Source organism: Ornithinimicrobium cavernae (assembly GCF_003121625.1).
Lineage (GTDB): Bacteria > Actinomycetota > Actinomycetes > Actinomycetales > Dermatophilaceae > Ornithinicoccus > Ornithinicoccus cavernae.
On the sequence record NZ_QDDJ01000006.1, the window covers coordinates 37118 to 58631 of the forward strand.

Below are 21514 nucleotides of genomic sequence, written 5' to 3' on the forward strand. Positions count from 1 at the left end.
CCGTGGGACAACGACTCCGGGAGCTGCACCGCGCCGGCGCCGACCGCGGCACCGCGGGGATCTTCGTCATCCTCATGGCGACCACCGTCCTGGTCGTCATGGGCATCGCGGTCGACGTCTCCGGCCACCTGCACGCGATGCAGGAGGCCCGCAGCGTCGCGCGGCAGGCCGCGCGGGCCGGAGGTCAGCAGCTGGAGATCTCCACCGCCGTCCGGGGCCAGGGCACCGTCGCCGACCCGGACCGCGCCGCCGCGGCGGCCAACGCATACCTCTCCGCAGCCGGTGTCTCCGGCTCGGCCTCGGTCACCGGGACAGACAGCATCAGCGTCTCCGTGACCTCCACCTATGAGACCCGGTTCCTGAGCATGCTCGGGATCGGGGGCCTGAGCGCAACCGGTCAGGCCGAAGCGCGTGTCACCCGCTCCTTGGAAGGGGTAGAGCAGTGAATCTCCGTCAACGACTCGTGGGCCTGGGTGCCCTGGTGGTCCTGGTCGGCATCCTCGTCGGTCTGCCGGCACTCCTGATCGCGCTGGGGGGCAGTCCGCTGCCCTCGGGCGTGCCGTCCCTGGACCAGGTGCGCACCGCCCTGACGACGCCGGACGACGGCACCCTCGTCCTCGGTGCCGCGAAGCTGCTCGGCTGGCTGGTCTGGGCGGCGCTCGCCGGCTCCATCCTGGTCGAGCTGGTGTCCCAGCTCAGAGGGATGCGGGCTCCCCGGCTCCCGGCCCTCGCGCTGCCCCAGTCGACGGCACGCGGCCTGGTGAGTGCCGCCCTGGCGGTCTTCATCAGCGCCCCGGTCGGTGCCGCGATGGCCGCGGGTGGCCCGGTCCCGGCGGACGTCGCGCCCGTCACCATGTCCGTGGCGGTCGCTGCGCAGGCTGAGGCCTCGCCCGCGCCACACGCGGGGGCCCCCGGCACCGGGCCCGCTGTCGGGCTCACAGCCGACGCGCGCGCCGCCGGTCACGCGGCGGTGACGTCTGCCCCCGAGCACACGGCCGGACCACGCACCACGGAGACGACAGACAGCACGCCCGCCGCCGAGACGGTGACCTACACCGTGCAGCCTGGCGACACGCTCTGGTCGATCGCCGATGCGCACCTGGGGTCCGGCCGGGACTTCTCCGCCATCGTCGAGCTCAACCCGGAGGTGCTGACCGACGGTGCCGACTGGGTGACTCCCGGCATGGTGCTGCGCCTGCCGGCGCAGGGGGCCACCGGACCGGTCGACGAGCAGGGTGCGTATGTCGTTCAGGAGGGTGACACCCTCAGCGACCTGGCCCTGCAGCACCTGGACGACGGCAACCGGTGGCCCGAGATCTTCGAGGCCTCCAAGGACCGGGTGCAGCCGGACGGCCGACGCCTCACCGACCCGGACCTGATCTACCCCGGCTGGCAGCTGAGCATCCCGGGAGTCACTGGTGGCGGGGCGGAGAAGGGTGACCCGGCACCGGCCGACCCGGGGGCGGCGGAGCGGGCGGCCGAGAAGGGGACGGCCACCGGCACCCAGGTGGGGACGACCGCGCCCGTCGACCTCGACAACGTCACCCGGATCGGCGCGCAGGCGGGGACGACCGGCGCCGAGCTGGGGGCGGCTCACGCCAGCGGCGCCGAGGACGACGCCACCCCCACGCCGGAGGAGCTCGCCGCCGGGGTCGCCGGGGCCATCGCCCCGCTCGCCCAGTCCGACGCCCCCGCCGAGGAGACGCCGGAGGACGACGGGCCCTCCTGGATGCTCGCGGGCCTCGCCGGCAGCGGCGCGCTGCTGAGCGGCGGGATGCTCGTGGTCCTGGCGGCCCGGCGGCGCGGGCAGTTCCGCAACCGGCGTCCGGGACGCTCGATCGCCGGACCGGACCCAGAGCTCGCGCCGGTCGAGAAGACGGTGCAGACGGTCGGTGCCACTGCGGCGCTCACCCTGCAGGACCTGGACGAGACGCTCCGGCGCCTGGGCGGCTTGTCCTCCCGTCTGGGCACGCCGGTGCCTGTACTGGCCGCCGCCCAGGTCGGCCGCAGGGAACTGACCCTGCACCTGTCCGAGCCGGCAGACCTCGGGGCGCCGTGGACCGGCACCGCTGACGGGCTGCACTGGTCCCTGCCGGCAGACACCCCCAGGGACGAGGTCGGACCGCTCGCCCCGGACCAGCCGGCGCCCTACCCGTTGCTGGCCTCGATCGGCGCCGGAGACGACGGTTCCCGGTGGCTGCTGAACCTGGAGGACCTGGAGGTCTCCATCTCCGGGGACGACGACTACGCGCGCGACCTGGCCCGCTACCTGGCGGCCGAGATCGCGGTCAACCCGTGGGCAGCAGGAGTCCGCCTCGACTGCGTGGGCGTGGCCGAGGAGGTCACCCCGATGAACCCGGCCCGCCTCCGCGCGGTCGGCACGGAGGCCGTCGGTGACGTGCTCGCCGAGGCCGTCGCGACGATCGACCGGCTCGGGGAGGACCTCGATGTCCCCACCGCGCGTGCCCGCCAGGAGGGCGACGACACCTGGACCGCCAGGATGATGATGATCAGCGCCGAGGCGGCGGGCGCCGTCCCCGAGTACCAACAGCTCAGCGACCTCCTGGTCAGCCACGCCGGCAGCACCGCCGCCGCCGTGGTGGTCCGGGGCGAGCGCCGGGGGGCGCACACCGTGCAGCTCGTCGCCACCGACCAGGGCCGCGTGCTGATGCCCCAGTCGGGCCTTGACCTCATCGGCGTCGGCCTCACCGACCAGGAGGCCAGGGGATGCGCCCAGCTGCTGGCCCAGGGGGAGGCGCTCGAGGACGTCCCGATGCCGGCCAGGCCGGTCGACGACGTCGGCGAGGGCTGGCGCACCTGGGTCGACGAGGCCGGCGCCCTGCGCCGGGAGCACACCCTTGCCCGGCACCCCGAGGGGGGCGAGGAGGGACTTGAGGAGACGCACAGCCTCCTGCCCGACGACGAGGACAGCTATCTCGTGAGTGCGGCCACGACCGCCGAGGACCTCGACGCCCTGGCACCGCGCGTCTCCGCGGAGGTGGCCCGTCAGGTCGTCGATGCGGACCCCACCCTCGACGAGGACCTCGCGGCCTGGTGGGACGAGGACAGTCGGCTCCCTCGTCTGCGCCTCCTCGGGGCCGTGGGTGCCCGGACGCGCGGCAAGCCGCTCGTGGACCGTAAGCCCTACTTCACCGAGCTCCTCGCCTACCTGGCTCTCCGGCCCGAGGGGGCGACCGTCGAGGAGACGGCCGAGGCGTTCGGCATCAACGCCGGCAAGTGTCGCGACTACATCGGTCGGTGCCGTGAGTGGCTCGGGACCAACCCGCGGACGGGCGAGCCGCACCTGCCGCACGCCTCCAAGGCGCCCGCGGCCGCGGTCCGCGGCGTGAACGTCTACCAGGTGCTGGACGTGCTGGTCGACATCGACCTGTTCAAGCGACTCCGTGCCCGTGCCGAGGCCCGCGGTGGGACGGACGGCATCGCCGACCTGCGGGAAGCTCTGCGCCTCGTCAGGGGACGTCCCTTCACCCAGCTCCGTCCGGGCGGGTGGGGGTGGCTGTTCGAGGGCGACCGCATCGACCACCACATGGTCTGTGCCGTCGTCGACGTCGCCCACCTCGTCGCCGTGCACGACCTCCGGGCGGGCGCGTTCCAGAGCGCCCGGCTGGCCGCCGAGACGGCAGCGCTCGCGGCACCGGAGGAGGAGATCCCGACGCTCGACCTCGCCGCCGTGGCCTCGGCCGAGGGCCACCACGCCGAGGCGGTCCGGTTGCTGCGCAGCGACGTCTGCAACCGGGTCGACGACGAGGACTCGGTGCCCGGGGAACTGCCGGAGCGCACCCAGGAGATCCTGCGGCGACACCGTTGGCTCGACCAACAGCGTGAGGCCGGCTGAGGCCGCACCACGACGGACCGAGTAGCCCCCACGACCTTTCCCCCGTGGGGGTTACTCATGTCCGGGGAGGCCGGCGACCCGCGGGCCGGGACCTGCCTGGCCGGGTTGCCTGGCCGGGTTGCCCGCCCGGGTTGCCTGCCTGGCCGGGGCCGCCAGCCTGGCCCGGACCACCGCCGACGACCCTCGGTGAGCCGTCCAGGGGCGAGATGTCCACCCTCTGGCCGCAATGACTTCGGGGACGTTCGGGGACATGCGCTGACCTGCACCGATGCCAACGTCCCCCCGAGTGGCTGGGCCCAGGGACGTGCTCACCGGAGATGTTCCGGGGGGTGTCTGCGCGAGACCTTCTGTCGTGTCCGCACGACGAAAGGAACTCGCGATGAGCGTCGCCACAGAGCTCGGGCTGAACGACCCCGAGGGAGAACTGATGCAGCTGGCCCGGCGCGGCTGGAGCCGCTGGCGGGTGGACCACCCGGCGCTGGACGTGGCCGAGGACCTGGTGGATGTGCCGGCCCGGATCCGCTCGGACCGGGAACTGGCCAACCGGGTGCTGCTCGCCCTCGCCGAGCTCGCCGCCCATGATGGCGGCAACGACCCGGCTGCCACCGCCGCCCTCTCCTGGTTGCTGCTCCCGGGGGCCTGCACGACCGCCAACCGGCTGCGGCGGCACAGCGACCGGATCGATGAGGTGGTCGCCGCCCAGCTGTGGATCGAGGCGCGCACCACCAACTGGCGCAGCGGCTACGACGTCGCGGCCAACGTGATCATGAATATCCGCAAGGGCGTCCTGCGGGACCTGGGCGTTCCGTCCCAGGACCGTGACCGGCGGGACCGCGCCTGGGCGATGGCCACCCTCACCGACGAGCTCGAGCACGTGGCTCCCCACGAGCCGAGCCAGGAGTCGGCCACGTCCGACTTTCTCTACGACCTGCTCGCCGAGGCAGTCGAGGCCGGCGTGCTGGGCGCCGAGGACTGCAGGTGCCTGCTCGACCTCGCCGACGCGGTCGAGCTCGCTCCGGAGGCACGGGTCAGCCGGGGTTACGCGGGGCTGCTCGGCAAGAGTGCCACCGCTGCCGTGGCTCGCTCCTGGGGTGTCTCCCACAGCACGGTGTCCCGGCGCGCACGACGGGCCGTGGAGGCCCTTCGCCAGGAGTACGACCACAAAGTTCTCAGTGCGTGAATCCCTGGAGCCTCCGACGGTGGCCTGAGGGGAACGTGAGGGAACGACAAGGGGAGGAGGAGTCATGACGGTGGTCACGGTCGAGGAGCTGCAGCGTGCCTGGCGTGCCGTGCAGGCCGGTGACTTCCGCCACCACGGCGCCCCCGGCCCACGTCGGCCGGCGCGCGGAACGGCGACCACCGAGTGGGTCCCCGAGCACCCGGTCCTCCCCGTCCTGGGCTGCCACGGTGGCGCGGGGACCACCACGCTCGCCGTCGCCCTGGCCACGGCGAGTGACGTGCCTGCACGCGTGGTCGAAGCGAGCAGTCTCCTGGCCACCGGGCTGGCAGGCTGCGCGACCGCGGAGTTCGGCAGGAGCGGGCCGGGGTGGCTGCGGGGCACGCGCGACGGCGTCCTGCTCGAGCACTCCAGCGACGTCCTGGCCACCCCCGCGGACGCACCGGTGCCCGGTGCGGCCGAGGACGCCGTGTCCCTCACCGTGCTCGATGCGGGGTGGGAGGCGGGCGCCCTGTTCCTGTCTGACGGCTGGCTGCCCCGAGCGGTCTTCGCCGGACCGGGGCTGGTCCTGGTCACCACGGCGACAGTTCCCGGGATGCGCCGCCTCGAGGGGGTGCTCCACCTCCTCGGCGAGGACCTGGAGCCGCTCGTGGCGGTGACCGGTCGGCGCCGGCGCAAGTGGCCCCGCGAGGTGACTCACGCCATGGGTGACCGGACCCGACGTATCGACGATGCCGAGGCCGTGGTGGACGTGCCGCACGACGCCGCCCTGGCCACCAGCGGCCTCGACGGCTCCCCGCTGCCGGCAGGTGTCCTCGCCGCCGCGACCCAGATCCTCCGGCTCTCCGAGCCGGGGTTGTCAGCGCAACACACTCCGAAGGGACAAGAAGTATGAACGCGCTCACTGAAGCCGGCTACCACGTGGCCACCCGCTTCGCCACCGTCTGCCCGAAGGCGCCCCCGGGGGCGCAGGCTCCCGTCGACCAGATCCTCGGGTATGTCCTCTGGGCCGTGGGGATCCTCTTCCTCCTCGGCGTCGTCATCGGCATCGGCGGCCTCGTGGCCGGCCGGATCGTCGGCATGCCGCACGCCTCGAAGGTCTCGATCAGCGGGCTGGTGATGGTCTTCATCGCCGCCATCGGCTACTTCGTCCTGCCGAGCATCCTCGACACGATGATGGGCACGGGCTGCATCTGATGGACACCGCAGCCCAGGACGAGTGGAGCCGGCGCAAGCTGCTGGCGATCCTCGGAGCGACCTGCCTGGTCGGGCTCGTGCTCCTCCTTGGGCTCGTCCTGGCCGTCCGTGAGGCGCTGGGCGCCTCCGGTGGCGAGGACCTCGCAGCCGACCCGGCGGTGGTGGTCCCCGCGGGTCTGCCTGGCACTCCTACCGATCCGGACGTGGCCGTCGAGGAGGCCCGTGAGCTGCCCGCAGGGCCGGAACGTCGGGCCGCCCTGGCCTCCGCCCCGATGCTCTCGGTGCCGCCGGAGGCCTATCGGCAGGGGACGCCGTCCACCACACCGGCACCGGCCATCGAGGTGCCGGTCGCGACAACGTCCGGCCCCGCCGGGGTGCGGAGCGGCTTCCCACAGACGCCGGAGGGAGCCGTGGCCCAGCTGGCGGCCATCGACACCACGGTGCTGCACGCCATGTCGATCCCCGTCGCACACGACGTGCACGCGGCGTGGTCGCAGCAGGGAGCCGCTCCGGCGGAGGAGTGGGTGATGACCGACAACGTGCGGTCGTTCCTGGACTCGGCGCGGCAGATGGGACAGACGAAGGGGCCAGGGGTCACCATCACGGCGCAGCCCGTCGGTGGACAGGTCAAGGGGACGGACGGTGACGACTGGGTCGTCGCGTGCGTGCTCCTGGACATCAGGGCCGTCATCACCGACGAGGCCCGTGTCGCCTACGGCCACTGCGAGGCGATGGCCTGGGACGGCACGAGGTGGGTCATCGCCGCCGGTCCGAGCGCGGCTCCCGGCCCCTCGACGTGGCCCGGCACCGACCTCGCCGCCGAGGCCGGCTGGCGCACCTGGACCTCGGCCACCGGCGACTGAGCACCCTGACAACGAGGAGTAGTCGTGTTCGGAATCCCGAATCCCTTTGACTTCCTGGGCGACGGAGCCGCCAAGATCATCGCGGACGGCTGGACCACCGCGATGGTGGCGATCTGGTCCGCGGGGCTGTGGGTCCTGCGGTGGTGCCTCGGCGTCGTGGACGTGTTCATGACCCCCAACCTCCGCGGCTGGGGCCCGATGCACGACGCCTACAGCGTGACGCTGTGGCTCGGCCTCGCGGTCATGACGATCCTCACGCTGGTGCAGCTCGGTGCCGCCGCCTTCCGCCGGGACGGGCAGTCACTGGCCCGGTCCTTCATCGGCGTCGGCCAGTTCGTCGTGGTGTGGGCCGTCTTCATCGGCTACGCCATGGCGGTCGTGCGCGCCTGCAGCAAGCTGACCACGGGCATCCTCGAGGTGATGTTCGAGGTGAACCTGTGGAGCGCGATGCCCAACCTCATCGCACCTGGCAACTTTGTTCCGGAGGACATCACCGACGGCATGCTCGCCACGGTGCTCGGCTTCATGGGGCTGTTCCTGTGGCTGGCAGCCATCGGGCACTTCGTGGTGATGCTCACCAGGTCCGCCGCCCTCATGGTCATCGTCGTGACCCTCCCGATCGCGGCGGCTGGTCTGTCCTCGGACATCGGACGGGTGTGGTTCTGGAAGTCCGTCCGCTGGTTCCACGCGGCGGCCCTGACCCCCGTGCTGATGGCTCTGGTCCTCGGGATCGGCGTGAAGATCACGTCCGGCGTGGCGACGCGGCAGGGAGATGACTTCGCCCAGGAGATCGGCACGGCCATCCCGGGGGTCTTCCTCATCTGCATCGCCTGTTTCGCTCCGCTGGTGCTGTTCAAGCTGCTGGCCTTCGTCGAGCCGGGGACCAGCTCGGGCGCCGGCATGCGCGCGGGTCTCGCCGGGGTCGGCGGCGTCCAGGGGCTCCTCTCCGGTGGGGGCGGCTCGAGTGCCGCCTCGAGCACCGACGACCAGGGGCGCTCGCAGGCCGAGCTCGCCGCCCAGGAGGACACCAGCGCCCGGGCCGCCCAGGCCACGAGCGGTGCGATCAGTGGGGGCAGCAGCGCCATCGCGCTCGCGGGAGGGCCGGTCGGAGCCGCTGTGGGTGTGGTCGGCGCGGGGGTCGCGCTGGGCCTCAACGCGATGGTCTCCGCAGGCACCAAGGGTGCGGTCGTGGGGGCGGACCTCACCAACCAGATGGGAGTCGGCACGGACACCTACATCCCGGACGACGGGGCCGGGACCTCCCGCAAGGGACGCAACGACAACTCCCGGCCCGACAACGACAACGACACGTCGAGGGGGGACGGTGACCACACCGGCGGCGGCGACGACGGAGGCGGCGGCGGGGACGTCCCCGGACAGCAGCTCCCGACGTTCCCGGCCAGGTCGGGCGGTGGATCGCCACAGGCGTCCCCGGCCGCCGCTCCGGCCCCCGCTCCCGCCGCCGCCCCGACGGGCGCACCCGCCGGCGCGGCGGGCGGTGCGGGAGCGGCCGGCGCAGGCGGTGCCGGGGCGGCCGGCGCGGGCGGTGCAGCAGCCGCCGTCCCGGTCGTGCCGGTCTGATCACCACCATCCCTGACGTCCTCGGACGTCCCCACACCTCCACCGACACACGACGAGAAGGGCAGGAGCGGAGATGACGGTCTACTCGGACTACTCCCGCGCACGCATCGGCTGGTTCTTTGGTCTCTCGGGCCCGCAGCTGGCCACCGTGAGCCTCATGGTGCTGCCGGTCGTGATCTCCATCTCGAAGCAGGCCTGGGCCTCGGCCGGTCTCTTTCTGCTGCTGTGGGCCGCCGTCGTGGCTGTGACCGTCGTCCCGGTGCAGGGACGGTCGGTGACGGGCTGGCTGGTCGCCTCGGTGAAGTTCGCGTTCGGGGGGCTGGCCAGGTGGACCCGGTTCCGGTCCCGGGCCGGGACCGGGCGCGCGCGTGACCTGGACGAGGTCGACCTACCGGGCGTCATGCAGGGCATGGAGATCCACGAGGGACCGCCGAGCGGCCACACCTACAAGCGGATAGCGATCATCCAGAACCACGCCACGCGCACGTGGGCGGTCACCGCCCGCATCGTGCACCCGGGTCTGGGCCTCTGTGAGGGCGAGGATCGCGACCGCTACGGCAACGGCCTGTCCGAGCTGCTCGACGTGGCGGTGCGCACCGAGCTGGTGGACGAGGTGCTGCTGCTGGTCCGCACCGTTCCTGAGGACGGCGCGGAGCGCGAGCAGTGGGTCCGCCGCCACCGGCGCCCGACGGGGCCGGTCGCGGCCCGACGGATCAACGACGACCTGCAGACCTCCCTGACCTCTGCGGCGGTCCGGACCGAGGCGTTCTTCACCTTCGTCGTGCCCGAGACGAGGCTGGCCAAGGTGGCCAAGGAAGCCGGCGGCGGCCTCAACGGCCGGGCCCGGGCGCTGTATGCCGTGGCCTCCGAGCTGGAGGGGCACCTGCGGGGTGGCCTGGGTGTGGACGATGTCGACTGGCTGACCAGCCCCGAGCTGGCGATCGCGTGCCGGACGGGGTTCGCGCCCGGGGACCGCGCCTCGATCGTGGAGGCACTGGGGGCGCGGGAGACCGACCCGTCGGTGAACGCCGACGTGCCCTGGGCCATGGCCGGGCCGTCCGGCGCCGACCCGGCGCCGCGGCACTACTCCCACGACGCGTGGAACTCGGTCAGCGCGACGCTCAAGCTGCCCGTGAAGGGTGCGGCCATGGGTGCCCTGGCTCCGGTCCTGTCAGCCCGCGAGGAGGGGGAGCGGCGCAGCTTCGTCGTCTGCTACCCGGTCGTCTCCACCTCCCGGGCAGACCGTCAGTCGAGCAACGCGGAGTGGGCCGCCGACATGGGCGAGGAGCTCCGGACCAAGGCGAAGATGAAGCAGCGCACGCGGTCCCGGGACGAGGCGGACAAGGTGCGTCGCCTGGAGGCCAAGATGGCTCGCGGCAACTCGATGACCGAGCCCTACGCGGTCGCCACCGTCACGGTCCCCAAGACGGTGCGGGCGGCCGAGGCGGGCCGCCGGCTCGACTCGGCGATCCGGCGCGCCGGGTTCGCGCCCCTGCGGCTCGACCTCGCCCACGACGTGGCCTTCGCCACCTCCACCGTGCCGATGGGCGTCAGCCTGGCCCGGCAGGGGGGCTGAGTCCATGACGACCAGGACCCCGGCCCGCCCCCGTCCGCGTCGGAACGCCGCCGGACGCGATGTGTCCACGCTCCTGTCCGACTTCGGGCACGACCTGCCGACCGTCCCGGCGGCGACCAAGACACCGAAGGAGGCGCGGGTCTTTCGTCCCGTCCCGCGAGCGGGGCAGCGCAGCAGAGGACGCGGCTGGACCCCGGCCCGGGCCGCAGTCGCGCGGTGGCGGATGACCAGTGACCAGGCGCCGGCCCTGTGGCCCCTCATCGCGACACCGGGCCTGCCGCCCACCGGAGCCCAGATCGGGATCGACATGCTGGCCGGCTCGGCGTTCTACTGCGACCCGCTGGGCTGGGTGCTGCGCGATGACGTGCCCGTCACCAACCCCAACATCATGTGCTTCGGCAAGCCGGGCACCGGCAAGTCCGGCACCACCAAGGCGTTCTGCCTCCGGATGATGGACTTCGGCTACCGGTCCCTCATCCTGGGTGACACCAAGGACGAGTACGAGGCCCTGTGCCGCTATCTCGGGGTCGAGCCGATCTCCCTCGGGCCGGGCCTGGCCGCACGGGTCAACCCCCTGGCGATCGGTCCCCTGGCGATGGGATGGGAGAGGCTGGACGCGGCGGAGGCACAGTCCCGCGCGGCCATCGTGTTCGGTCGGTGGCTGACCCTGGTCCGGGGGCTGGTCGGCTCGCAGCGGATCGGCGAGCTGCGGGTGCCGTTCGGCCCGACCGACGAGGTCGTGGTCAAGACGGCACTTGCCGAGCTCACCGGTTACTCGCGGGGGGCGACCACGTTGACGGAGACCACGATCCCGGCCCTCTGGCAGGCTCTGGACAACCCCACCGACGAGCTGGTCGCGGCGTGTCGTTTCTCGTCCGTGCGGCACTTCCTGGACCACACGCGGCTGTTGCGCGATGCCCTCGGGCAGCTCGTCGACGGTGCGCTGGCCGGGCTGTTCGACGAGCACACCAACATCGAGATCGACTGGACCGCGCCGATCCAGTCGCTGTCGCTCTCCCGGCTGCGGCCGCTGGGGGACGAGGCGGTGGGCATCGCCCTCACCTGCCTCAACTCGTGGGGCCGGGGTATCCGCGAGGTGGCGGGTGCCGGTGACCTGCGCATCGTCGTGCGCGACGAGTCCTGGCTGCAGCTGCGCCTCGGCCCCGAGGCGGTCAAGAGCTTCGACGCCGACCTGCGGCTGTCCCGTGGCGTGGCCGGGCGGGGTGGCGACATCCAGTACGCCGTCGCGCACAAACCGTCCGACCTGCTGTCGGCGGGTGACCAGGGATCTCAGGCACAGACCATCGCCAAGGACCTGCTGCACCTGGCCGACATCAAGATCCTGCACGGTCAGCGGACCGGGGTCGCCAGCGAGCTGGACCAGATGCTCGGGCTGGGGCCCCTCGCCCGCGACGTCATCACGGGATGGGCGATGCAGGCCAAGGGCCGCGCCCTGTGGCAGGTCGGTGAGCGGTCCTACCAGGTGCAGACGGTGCTCCACCCGGACGAGGCCAACCTGACCTACACCAACGAGGCCATCGAGGGTGCGCGGTAGGTCATGAAGGGCATCGCGATCGGGCTGGTTGTCGTCCTGGCCTTCTTCTTCGGCATCCCGTTGGGGCTCGTGCTGATCATGACGACCGTCGCGGCCCCGGCGCTGGGGGAGGAGTACCGCACCCAGTACTGCGAGGGCGCGATCCCACCCACCGGGGAGTGGCGGCCACCGTTCCAGCAGGAGTACACCGTCACCTCCGGGTTCGGGGACCGGTTCCACCCGATCGACCACGAGTGGCGACTCCACTCGGGCATCGACCTGGTGTCCCTGCCCGGACCCGGACCGGTCGTGGCGGCGTCCGCCGGTCGGGTGACCTTCTCTGGCTGGGCCGGTAGCGGCGGGAACAGTGTGTCGATCGAGCACGCCGGCGGCATCGTCACCAGGTACCACCACATGGCCAACCCGAGCAGCCTCGCCGTGGGTGACCCCGTCTACTCGGGGCAGCAGGTGGGGATGGAGGGCACGACCGGCTCGAGCACCGGCAACCACCTCCACTTCGAGGTCTGGGTCAACGGGGAACCGGTCGACCCCGCACCCTTCATGCTCGCCCGTGGGGCCGCCCTCAACGGCTCCGCGGTCGCGCCGAGCCCGCCACCCGGTGAGGGCCCTGAACCGGAGCTGCCCGAGGACGGAGAGGGCGGGATCGGCTTCGAGCTGCCGCCTCCGGGGGAACCGCGCCAGGCGTCCCTGAACAACCCGCCGACCCCGATCCCGGCCGGCATCGAGACGTTGTACCGCGAGGCGGCCGCCGAGTACAACCTGCCCTGGGCGCTGCTGGCCGGGATCGGCATGGAGGAGACCAACCACGGCCGGAACACCGCCACCAGCTCGGCGGGGGCCCAGGGCATGATGCAGTTCATGCCCGCCACCTGGGCGAGCTACGGCGTGGACGGGAACGGGGACGGCGTCGCGGACATCCACAATGACGCCGACAGCGCGTACTCTGCGGCGAACTACCTGGTCGCCTCGGGTGTCATGGACGGCCCACAGGGAGTCCGGGACGCGCTGTGGGCCTACAACCACGCGGACTGGTACGTCAACGACGTGCTCTACTACGCCGCGGCCTACGGCGGTGGCCTGGTCCTGGCCGAGGGCGTCGACTGTGGTCCGGGCAGCGAGGTCGGCAACCCCAACCTGCCCCCGATCGACAACGCGCGGGTCGAGAAGATGCTCACGTTCGCCGGCAACCAGGTCGGGGACTCCTACATCATGGGCGCCAACGGGCCGAACGCCTGGGACTGCTCCAGCCTGACGATGACGGCGCTGGCGCACATCGGCATCACCTCACCCCGGACAGCGGGGGCCCAGCGCGACTGGCTGGCCGCGGGCAACGGCTTCCGGGTGCCGGTGGAGGAGGCGCAGCCGGGCGACCTGCTCTTCTGGGACTCCTACCTGGGACCGAACCAGATCGGGCATGTCGCGCTCGTCTGGGACCCGGCCACGAAGACCACGATCGAGGCAGCCAACCCCTCTCTCGGCGTCGGGCACTTCTCCTACGCCGACAACCTGGACAACAACATCTTCGAGGTGTGGCGCGTCGGCTCGATCTCGGACTCGCCGAAGACCCCGGCGCAACCGATGAGTCTCACAGGCCATGCCGAGGGGCATTAGGCAACCAGGAACGAGAAGGGAGACCTACATGCAGCGCGACCGGAGGCACAATCCGTACCCCTTCACCTGGGAGATCCCGGTGGCCATCGGGTGCGGTGTCCTCCTGCTCGCTGTGCTGGGGGCCCACGCCGGCCGGACAGCGGCCAACCTGGTGGCGGGAGGCGGTCTGACCTTCCCCGCCCCGGAGAAGGTCCTCGGCAGCCTGGGGGCGCTGCTGCAGGGCGACGCCGGGGCGGGTCTGAGCGTCGTCCCCGCACAGGTCGCCGGGCAGGGTGCTCTCTGGGGTTGGATGGCGGCCTCGGAGGTGCTGGTCCTGGTGTTGTCTGCCTGGGCGGTCGCGGCGATCCTGCGGCGGTGGGGACCGGGGCGCGTGCGGGGCATGGCGAGCCGGAGCGAGGCCCGCGAGCTCCTCGGGGTGCAGCGGCTGCGCAGGGCACGCGCCGTCGTGCGTCCCGACCTCTACGGCCGACAGGGGACAGGTCGATGAGCCGGTTCGACCCGCGCGACGTGGGCTGGCACCTGGGCCGTTCCCGGGACCCCCGGGGCACGGACCTCTGGGTGCCCTGGGACCGGACCACCGGTGTCATCGGGCCGCAGGGGTCGGGCAAGACCCTCGACCTGCTGACGCCCGCGCTCCTCGACGCCCCCGGTGCGGCCCTGGTGACCCTCACCAAGCCGGACGACCTGCTGCTGACGTTCACCGAACGGGCGTCCGACGGCCGCCCCTGCGTCGTGCTCGACCCGTTCGGCCTGGTGCCCGGACTGCCGGAGCTCCTGTGGGACCCGATCGCCGGGTGTGTGGACCCGATGGTGGCCGAGCGCCGTGCCAAGGCCTTCACCGCCGGCACGGTCAAGGGCGCGGTGGCGGAGGGACACGGGGACCAGGCGGCCAGGTTCTATGCCGCCGAGGCCGCCAAGGTGATACAGGCCTACTTCCACGCCGCTGCCCTGACCGGGCGGACGCTGGAGGACGTCCTGGCCTGGGTCGCCAACCCGCTCAACGCCCACGAGCCCGGGGAGATCCTGCGCGAGCACCCGCACGCCGCCCGGTTCTGGCACGGGCTCCTCCACGGGGCCCTGCACGGCGACGACCGGACGGCAGGCAACACCACCACGACGGTGCAGCAGGCGCTGTCCCTGTTCTTCCAGGCGCCGATCCGGCGCCGCTGCGTCCCCGGGCCGGGGCGGCCGGCCACCGACCTGGACGAGGTGATCGCCCGCGGCGGGACGATCTACCTGCTCGGTCGTGAGGACCCGTACGCCTCGGCGTCCCCCCTGATGACGGCGCTCGCCGAGCACGTCCTGGACACCGCGCTGCGGGCCGCGCAGGTGTCCCCCTGGGGACGGCTGTGTCCCCCCATGCTGGCCTGCCTGGACGAGCTGCCGTCGACCGCGCCCCTGCCCACGCTGAGGACCCGGATGGCCAACGAGCGGGCTCTCGGGCTGTCCTTCATCTGGGCCGCGCAGACCCGGGCGCAGCTGGACGCGATCTTCGGACAGCAGGAGGCCCGGGCAGTGCTCGGGCTGACCAACAACCTCGTCCTCTTCGGCGGGTCCAAGGACGTGACGTTCAACAACGAGATGTCCGACCTGATCGGCAAGGTCCGGGTCGGGCGCACCCAGTGGAGCACCGGTGAGCGGTCGGGACGGAGCATGTCCGGCGAGGACATCGCCGTGCTGACCGGCTCCGAGATCCGCCAGCTGCCGGAACGTCACGCGCTCGTCGTGTCCGAGAACGGCAAACCGATCATCGCGCGGCTCAACCGGTGCCTCGACGGCCGGGCGGGCAAGCGCCTGCTCGCCGCCCAGAGCGGGCTGAGGGCCCAGCTCGTGCAGCGGCGGGGAGCGGACGTCACGGCGGAGGCGCGCACGATCGCGGCCCTGGCCGAGGCACGCCGCCTGCACCTCGAGCGGAGCGGGGTGGACCGGTGAGGATGCGACCTGGTGACCCGACCCCGAGCACCCGGAGGGCGCCGGTGCCCCTGGCCCTGCCCTACCCGCAGCCGGGCCCCGCGCTGCGCAACGCCTACCTGGACCTGGACCTGGTGCTCGACGGCACGGACGCCGACCGGGCGGAGCTCGGAGACCCGAGCATGCTGCCCAGACCGTGGGACCCCTCCACGATGACCACGCCCCGGCTGCGTGCCGAGCTGTGGGAGTGGCTGGAGGCCGTCACCACCTGGATCAACACGGAGTACGCGTGGGACAGCAGCGCCGGCATCCCGGCGTGCTGGCCGATGCATCCGCACCTGGTCCACGAGATCGCGGTGATCGCCGACCAGCGCTACAAGGCGGCCCTGGCCTACAGCAGCGACCTGCTGGAGGACTGGCACCGGTATGCGCTGCCGGCCTTCCTGGACCGGCTCAACGGCAGGGTCCGCACCATGTGTGACGAGCGGCACCAGGAGTGGCCCGGTCGCAGCAGGTACGCCCGGTTCGCCGCCGACGCGGCGCGCCGCAAGGAGGCCTACCGCCTCGACGAGGAGACCAGTGCCCCGCCGCCCCCCGACGAGCAACCCCGTCTCCGGGTCGTCGAGCAGCCCCGTATCGACCCCCTGACCGGAGAGGTGACCTACCAGTGAGCCAGCCCGAGCAGCGGTGGAACCTGCCCGCCTACCCGGCGCATCCGCCATACCCGACCCGTGCCCCGCAGGTGGGCCCGACCGTGACCCGACCGGCCGGGGCCGTGGACCTGCGACCAGCAGGGCCGGTCGCCCAGGGACCGGCGGGCCAGGTGCTGCCCAACCCGTACACGCCCGGTGAGGTGGCGTGGGACCTGCCCGGCCGTGAGGCGGAGCTCTCGCGTATCGAGCAGACCCTGGACCGGGTGGCCCAGGACGGCGCCTCAACCGCACCTCCGACGGTCTTCCTCGGGCCGGAGGGGTCGGGCAAGACGTCCCTGTTGCGCTCTGCCGAGGACCTGGCCCGGAGCAAGGGGTATGCCGTGGCGTGGGTGCCGGGCGTGCAGGGCCAGCCGGTGCTGGCCGACCTCATGACGGCGGTGGAGCGGGCCCTGGAGGCCGTCGACATCGCCCCGCGCGCGGCCAGCCCGCGCTGGGACAAGCTGCGCGTCGAGCTCGGCGGCTTCGGAGCGAAGGTGGGAGCGGAGTTCGGTCGTCCTCCGGAGCCGGAGGAGCCGCAGGACGGGCGGGTGCTGGCGACCGAGGAGATGCTGCGCTCGGCGGGCAGGGCCACGCGCGAGAGGGGCGCGGGGGAGGGGGGCGCGGGCCTGCTCGTGGTCCTGGACGACCTGCACGCACCGGCCGCCGGTGAGACGGGGATCCTGGTGACCGCCCTGCAGAACCTGGCCCAGGCGTGGGAGCCGGCCAGCGTGGTGGTGCTCGGTTCCGGCCTTCCCTCCGCTCCGGGGCACCTCATGCAGACCTCGGCGTATGCCGAGCAGTTCGGGTTCGAGCAGCTGCGGCCACTGGAGCCGGCCGAGGCCGCGCGGGCGCTCTACGCGCCGGCCCGTCAGGTCGGGGTCACCTGGGAGCCGGAGGCGCTGGCGCGGACCGCGGAACGTGCCGGTGGCAACCCACAGCTGCTCCAGCTGCTCGGCTCGACGACGTGGGCCGCCGCGTCGCCGCAGCGGGGCGGTGCCATCACCGAGGCGCACGCGGACCGCGGCTGGGAGGTCGCCCAGGAGCGGCTCGCCACGCTGCACCGCGGGCGCTGGGACGCCTCGACCGTGGAGCAACAGACCTTCCTGGAGGCGATGGCCTCGCAGAGTCGCCCGACGGTCCCGCGGGAGGCGATCGCGGAGAGCACCGGGATGCCGATGCGGCAGGTGAGCCAGCTGCGCGACCAGCTCTCGGACCGGGGGATCATCACCCAGGGCAGGGACGGCGAGCTGAGCTTCGCCGTGCCCGGCTTCGTCGACCACGTCCGCGACACGACCGGCTGGACGCCCCCGCGGCACCGTGGGGCACCCGACGCCGGCGGGCCGCCTGCGCTGGACACGGGCCGCCAGGGACAGCCACGGCATCGGGCGGAACCGACCGTCGACGGGGAGGCGGCGAGCGTGCCGGCGCCGAGGCACCGGCCCGCGGCGACCGACGACGGCCTGAGCCGTTCGGTCCGTCAGCAGCGGCGGGAGCTCCCTCCGGCCAGCGGTCCCGCGCAGGGACCACGGAGATGACGACCGCAGGCGGACCGGGGCCGACACCGGACGGCACGTCCCCGGCCCCGGTGCGGTGGGCCAGGGAGGCGCTCGAGGCGGACCTGCGCGTCCTGGCGGTGGACGCGGCGGCGGTGAGCCGGGAGGTGCACCGTCGTCGGATCGACGCTGCGGCAGTGAGGGGGGTGCTGAGCACCGGGTCGGAGACGGCCCGGGACTCAGCGCCAGCCGCGAGGCCCGGTCGGGGTGGGACCGACCGGGCCACGGGGCCACGGGCAGGGGCCGTCGAGCTGGTCGCGGGGCTGCAGGACGCACGCCGCGAGGCCACCCGGCTGCTGGAGGGGCTGCAACGCACCCGGGCGGTCGCGCTCGCTGGCCACACGCACGCACCGAGCGGCGGAAGCGTTGCGGGACAGCTCTATCCGCTGACTGCCACGGCGGTCGCCCTGATGACCTCCCTCGACGCAGCCACTCATGCCCTGTCGTCCCTGGTGGGCACGGAGCCCGAACCCGTTGACGCCGATGGCGTCTCCCTCGTCGTGTGCGAGCGCTTTGTCGCGACCGCGGACGGCCTCGCTGCCGAGCTGTTGACGCTGCTCGGCGGTGCCGTCGACGCGATCTCCGCCGACCCCTGGCCGGCCGGCCAGACGCGTCGGCTGTATGCCGTGAAGTCACCCCACCGAGAGGAAGGAGTACACGATGGCTGACGAGGAGTGGCGTGCCACGGTCACTGCCGGTGCCACGCTGGAGGCGCGATCGGCCGAGCGGGTCAGGGCGCAGGAGCGGTTGCGTGCCGAACAGCGCCGGGCCCACAGCCGTGAGGTGTCGCGTCGGGAGCTCGACCGGCCCACTGCGGACCGGTCGGGCCCGAGCCGCTGACGGAGGGCTACTCGCCTGAGGTCACGAGGTCGGCGATCAGGTCGCCGAAGGACTGCGTCGTTCCGGTCCCGCCCAGGTCCGGGGTCGCGGTCCCGTCAGCAGAACCCTGGGCGAGCCCTGCCTCGATGGCGCGCTCCGTGGCCTGCGCCGCCTCGGTCTCTCCGAGGTGCTGGAGCATCATCGCCCCGCACCAGATCTGACCGACCGGGTTGGCGATGCTCTGGCCCGCGATGTCCGGTGCCGACCCGTGGACCGGCTCGAAGAGGCTGGGCTGCTCCCGCGTCGGGTTGATGTTGGCGCTCGGCGCGATCCCGATGGTGCCGGTGCAGGCGGGCCCCAGGTCGGACAGGATGTCACCGAAGAGGTTGCTGGCGACGACGACGTCGAAGCGCTCGGGACTGAGCACGAACCGGGCCGTGAGGATGTCGATGTGATAGCTGTCGACCTCGATCTCGGGATAGTCCTGGCCCACGGCCTTCACCCGCTCGTCCCAGAACGGCATCGTGATCGCGATGCCGTTGCTCTTGGTCGCCGAGGTCAGCTTCTTGCGCGGCCGGGTCTGGGCCAGCTCGTAGGCGTAGCGGAGCACCCGGTCCACGCCGGTGCGGGTCATCACGGTCTCCTGGATGACCACCTCGCGCTCGGTCCCGGGGAACATGTGCCCGCCGACGCTGGAGTACTCGCCCTCGGTGTTCTCCCGGACGATCATCATGTCGATGTCGCCCGGTTGCTTGTCGGCCAGCGGTGAGCGGACGCCTGGCATGAGGCGCACGGGACGCAGGTTGATGTACTGGTCGAACTCCCGGCGGAACTGCAGCAGGCTTCCCCACAGGGACACGTGGTCGGGGATCACCTCCGGCCACCCCACGGCCCCGAAGTAGATGGCATCGAACCCGGAGAGGGTGCTCTTCCAGTCCTCGGGCAGCATCGCGCCGGTGCGCTGGTAGTAGGCGGCCGAGGACCAGTCGAACTCCTCGAACTCCAGCCCGACGTCGAAGGCGGCGGCGACCCGGCGCAGCACCTTCAGGCCCTCGGGCATCACCTCGGTCCCGATCCCGTCCCCGGCGATGACGGCGATGCGGTGGGTCGTGCCTGGCATGGGTCCTCCTCGTATTGGCTGCTGGAGGTCAGCGTGCCACGTGGGCCATCCCCGGGGGGCAGGGGCCTGCAGTTCGAGCTCCACGCCAAAGCCGGATCAGGAACCCGGAGGGAACGGGGCGACGGGGAGGCTCAGTCCTCGAGCGACGACTCCAGATAGGTCCTGGCCAGCCGTTTGGGTGCGCGCACGAGCCAGGACTCGATCATCACCTCGCGCAGCTCCTCGACCGGGATCGCTGCCAGGTGCACGAGGATCATGCGCGAGTTCGCGAAGTGCGGCGTCGTCATGAAGTAGCCGGAGTCGTCGGCCGCCAACACGTCTTTGGTCTCCAGGTCCGGCACGTAGAGCACGACGAGGCCCTCGATGCGCTCACCGTGCTCGTCGACGGCATCGTGCCGCGGCTCCCGTCGCAGCACGAACCACTTGTCCCGCACCAGGAACGCCGGCCGACCCCAACCGAGACCCTCGGACGTCTCCGGCAGCTCGCCGGCGATCGTCCGCACGTCGTCCCAGGTGGCCATCGGTGCCTCCTTGTGTGGCAGCCCAGCTGCCCTCAGCCGCGCTCGCTCTCCAGGTGAGCGACCAGATCAGGTGCGAGTCCGACATACTGCGCCGGGGTCAGGCTGGCCAGGCGCTCCTCGACCTCGGCCGGCAGACCCAGCCCGCGCACGAACTCGACCAGCTCCGGCTGACCGATGCGACGGCCCCGGGTGAGCTCCTTGAGACGCTCGTAGGGGTTGTCCATGCCGGGGTGACCGGCCGCCGCCAGCGCGCGCATGGCGGACTGGATCGGCTCGGCGAGCACCTCCCAGTTCGCGTCGAGGTCGGCGGCCATCCGCTCCGGGGCCGCGTCCAGACCGGCCAGCCCGCGGGCGACGTTGTCCAGCGCCAGCAGGGAGTGGCCCAGGGCGGTGCCGATGTTGCGCTGCATCGAGGAGTCGGTGAGGTCGCGCTGCAGCCGGGAGGTCACCAGGGTCGAGGCGAGCACGTCGAGCAGCGCGTTGGAGACCTCCAGGTTGGCCTCGGCGTTCTCGAAGCGGATCGGGTTGACCTTGTGCGGCATGGTGGAGGAGCCGACGGTGCCCTGCCCGCGGACCTGGGCGAAGTAGCCCATGGAGATGTAGGACCAGACATCCGTGCACAGGTTGTGCAGCACCCGGTTGAACCGTGCGAGGTCGGCATAGACCTCGGCCTGCCAGTCGTGGCTCTCGATCTGCGTGGTCAGCGGGTTCCAGGTCAGCCCCAGCCCGGTGACGAAGTCGTGGCTGACGGCCTGCCAGTCGGCTTCCGGCACGGCCGCCAGGTGGGCGCCGTAGGTGCCGGTCGCACCGTTGAGCTTGCCGAGGTACTCCGCGCCGGCGATGCGCGTGAGCTGCCGGCTCAACCGCCAGGCCAGCACGGCGAGCTCCTTGCCCATCGTGGTGGGCGTGGCCGGCTGACCGTGCGTGTGGGCCAGCAGCGGTATGCCGCTCAGCTCGCGGGCCATCCCGCTCACCTGCTCGACCAGCTCGGTGGCGCGGGGGAGCCAGACCTGTTGCACCGCGCCCTGGACCATGAGGGCGTAGGAGAGGTTGTTGATGTCCTCGGACGTGCAGGCGAAGTGCACCAGCTCGGCCAGGTCGCCGCGGCTGTCGAGCCGGTCGGTGAGACGCCGCTTCAGGTAGTACTCGATGGCCTTGACGTCGTGGACCGTCTCCGCCTCGATGGCCGCGAGCTCCTCGATGGCCGCCCGGTCGAACTCGTCGACGAGCGCGCGCAGGCTGGCGGCCTCCTCCTCGCTCAGGGTCCCCGCGCCGGGCACGACCTGGTGCGAGGTCAGGTGGATGAGCCACTCGATCTCGACGTGCAGTCTGGTCCGGTTGAGCGCCGGCTCGGAGAGGTGGTCAACCAGCGGCGCGACGGCGCGGCGGTAGCGGCCGTCGAGGGAGCCGAGGGCGATCGGGGGCGTCAGGTCTGCGAGGGAGGCCATGACCCCGATTCTCGCAGAGCGTGGCAGGGCCAGG

General features: G+C 72.5%; 19 protein-coding genes. 16 read left to right on the forward strand and 3 right to left on the reverse strand.

What is annotated here, in order from left to right:
• The first annotated feature begins 2 nt into the window (after positions 1-2).
• The 16 genes from DA085_RS07860 to DA085_RS07935 all read left to right on the forward strand — a co-directional run bounded on the left by DA085_RS07860 (position 3) and on the right by DA085_RS07935 (position 18412).
• Complete coding sequence (locus tag DA085_RS07860) at positions 3-446, forward strand: pilus assembly protein (RefSeq protein ID WP_237565380.1); 444 nt, start codon at positions 3-5, stop codon at positions 444-446.
• A complete protein-coding gene (locus tag DA085_RS07865) occupies positions 443-3856 on the forward strand; it encodes a LysM peptidoglycan-binding domain-containing protein (protein WP_154402131.1) in 3414 nt (1137 codons plus the stop codon). Before DA085_RS07860 ends, DA085_RS07865 begins: the two co-directional genes overlap by 4 nt.
• Positions 3857-4235: 379 nt before the next feature.
• Positions 4236-5036, forward strand: a complete 801-nt coding sequence (locus tag DA085_RS07870) for a hypothetical protein (protein WP_109472415.1) — start codon at positions 4236-4238, stop codon at positions 5034-5036.
• Between the two features lie 64 nt (positions 5037-5100).
• A complete protein-coding gene (locus tag DA085_RS07875; protein ID WP_109472416.1) occupies positions 5101-5928 on the forward strand; it encodes a hypothetical protein in 828 nt (275 codons plus the stop codon).
• Positions 5925-6230 carry a hypothetical protein gene (locus tag DA085_RS07880; protein WP_109472417.1) on the forward strand — a complete coding sequence of 102 codons (306 nt, stop codon included), beginning with the start codon at positions 5925-5927 and terminating at the stop codon, positions 6228-6230. The genes DA085_RS07875 and DA085_RS07880 overlap by 4 nt, the downstream gene beginning before the upstream one ends.
• Positions 6230-7093: a hypothetical protein gene (locus DA085_RS07885; RefSeq protein WP_109472418.1), complete on the forward strand. Its 864-nt coding sequence runs from the start codon at positions 6230-6232 to the stop codon at positions 7091-7093. The genes DA085_RS07880 and DA085_RS07885 overlap by 1 nt, the downstream gene beginning before the upstream one ends.
• A 24-nt stretch (positions 7094-7117) precedes the next feature.
• Positions 7118-8674, forward strand: coding sequence for a hypothetical protein (locus DA085_RS07890; protein WP_109472419.1), 1557 nt, complete (start codon positions 7118-7120; stop codon positions 8672-8674).
• 73 nt (positions 8675-8747) lie between these two features.
• Positions 8748-10250: an SCO6880 family protein gene (locus DA085_RS07895; RefSeq protein WP_109472420.1), complete on the forward strand. Its 1503-nt coding sequence runs from the start codon at positions 8748-8750 to the stop codon at positions 10248-10250.
• A gap of 4 nt (positions 10251-10254) precedes the next feature.
• On the forward strand, positions 10255-11805 hold the full coding sequence (locus DA085_RS07900) for an ATP-binding protein (protein WP_109472421.1): 1551 nt from the start codon (positions 10255-10257) through the stop codon (positions 11803-11805).
• A 3-nt stretch (positions 11806-11808) separates the two neighbouring features.
• Positions 11809-13416: a peptidoglycan DD-metalloendopeptidase family protein gene (locus DA085_RS07905; protein ID WP_109472422.1), complete on the forward strand. Its 1608-nt coding sequence runs from the start codon at positions 11809-11811 to the stop codon at positions 13414-13416.
• Positions 13417-13444: 28 nt separating this feature from the next.
• Positions 13445-13903, forward strand: coding sequence for a conjugal transfer protein (locus tag DA085_RS07910; RefSeq protein WP_109472423.1), 459 nt, complete (start codon positions 13445-13447; stop codon positions 13901-13903).
• On the forward strand, positions 13900-15348 hold the full coding sequence (locus DA085_RS07915) for a type IV secretory system conjugative DNA transfer family protein (RefSeq protein ID WP_109472424.1): 1449 nt from the start codon (positions 13900-13902) through the stop codon (positions 15346-15348). The genes DA085_RS07910 and DA085_RS07915 overlap by 4 nt, the downstream gene beginning before the upstream one ends.
• A 2-nt stretch (positions 15349-15350) precedes the next feature.
• Positions 15351-15998, forward strand: coding sequence for a hypothetical protein (locus DA085_RS07920; protein ID WP_109472425.1), 648 nt, complete (start codon positions 15351-15353; stop codon positions 15996-15998).
• Positions 15995-17554, forward strand: coding sequence for an ATP-binding protein (locus DA085_RS07925; RefSeq protein WP_109472426.1), 1560 nt, complete (start codon positions 15995-15997; stop codon positions 17552-17554). The genes DA085_RS07920 and DA085_RS07925 overlap by 4 nt, the downstream gene beginning before the upstream one ends.
• The gene (locus tag DA085_RS20905) at positions 17551-18240 is read left to right on the forward strand and encodes a hypothetical protein (RefSeq protein ID WP_154402132.1); all 690 of its coding nucleotides are present in this window, start codon (positions 17551-17553) and stop codon (positions 18238-18240) included. The genes DA085_RS07925 and DA085_RS20905 overlap by 4 nt, the downstream gene beginning before the upstream one ends.
• Positions 18233-18412, forward strand: a complete 180-nt coding sequence (locus tag DA085_RS07935; RefSeq protein WP_109472427.1) for a hypothetical protein — start codon at positions 18233-18235, stop codon at positions 18410-18412. The genes DA085_RS20905 and DA085_RS07935 overlap by 8 nt, the downstream gene beginning before the upstream one ends.
• A gap of 7 nt (positions 18413-18419) precedes the next feature.
• On the opposite strand, the gene DA085_RS07940 is transcribed toward DA085_RS07935, so the two are convergent.
• The 3 genes from DA085_RS07940 to purB form a co-directional block, all read right to left on the reverse strand.
• A complete protein-coding gene (locus tag DA085_RS07940) occupies positions 18420-19511 on the reverse strand; it encodes a tartrate dehydrogenase (RefSeq protein ID WP_109472428.1) in 1092 nt (363 codons plus the stop codon).
• 131 nt (positions 19512-19642) lie between these two features.
• On the reverse strand, positions 19643-20032 hold the full coding sequence (locus DA085_RS07945) for an MmcQ/YjbR family DNA-binding protein (RefSeq protein WP_109472429.1): 390 nt from the start codon (positions 20030-20032) through the stop codon (positions 19643-19645).
• 32 nt (positions 20033-20064) lie between these two features.
• Positions 20065-21480, reverse strand: coding sequence for an adenylosuccinate lyase (gene purB / locus DA085_RS07950; protein ID WP_109472430.1), 1416 nt, complete (start codon positions 21478-21480; stop codon positions 20065-20067).
• Between the last annotated feature and the right edge of the window lie 34 nt (positions 21481-21514).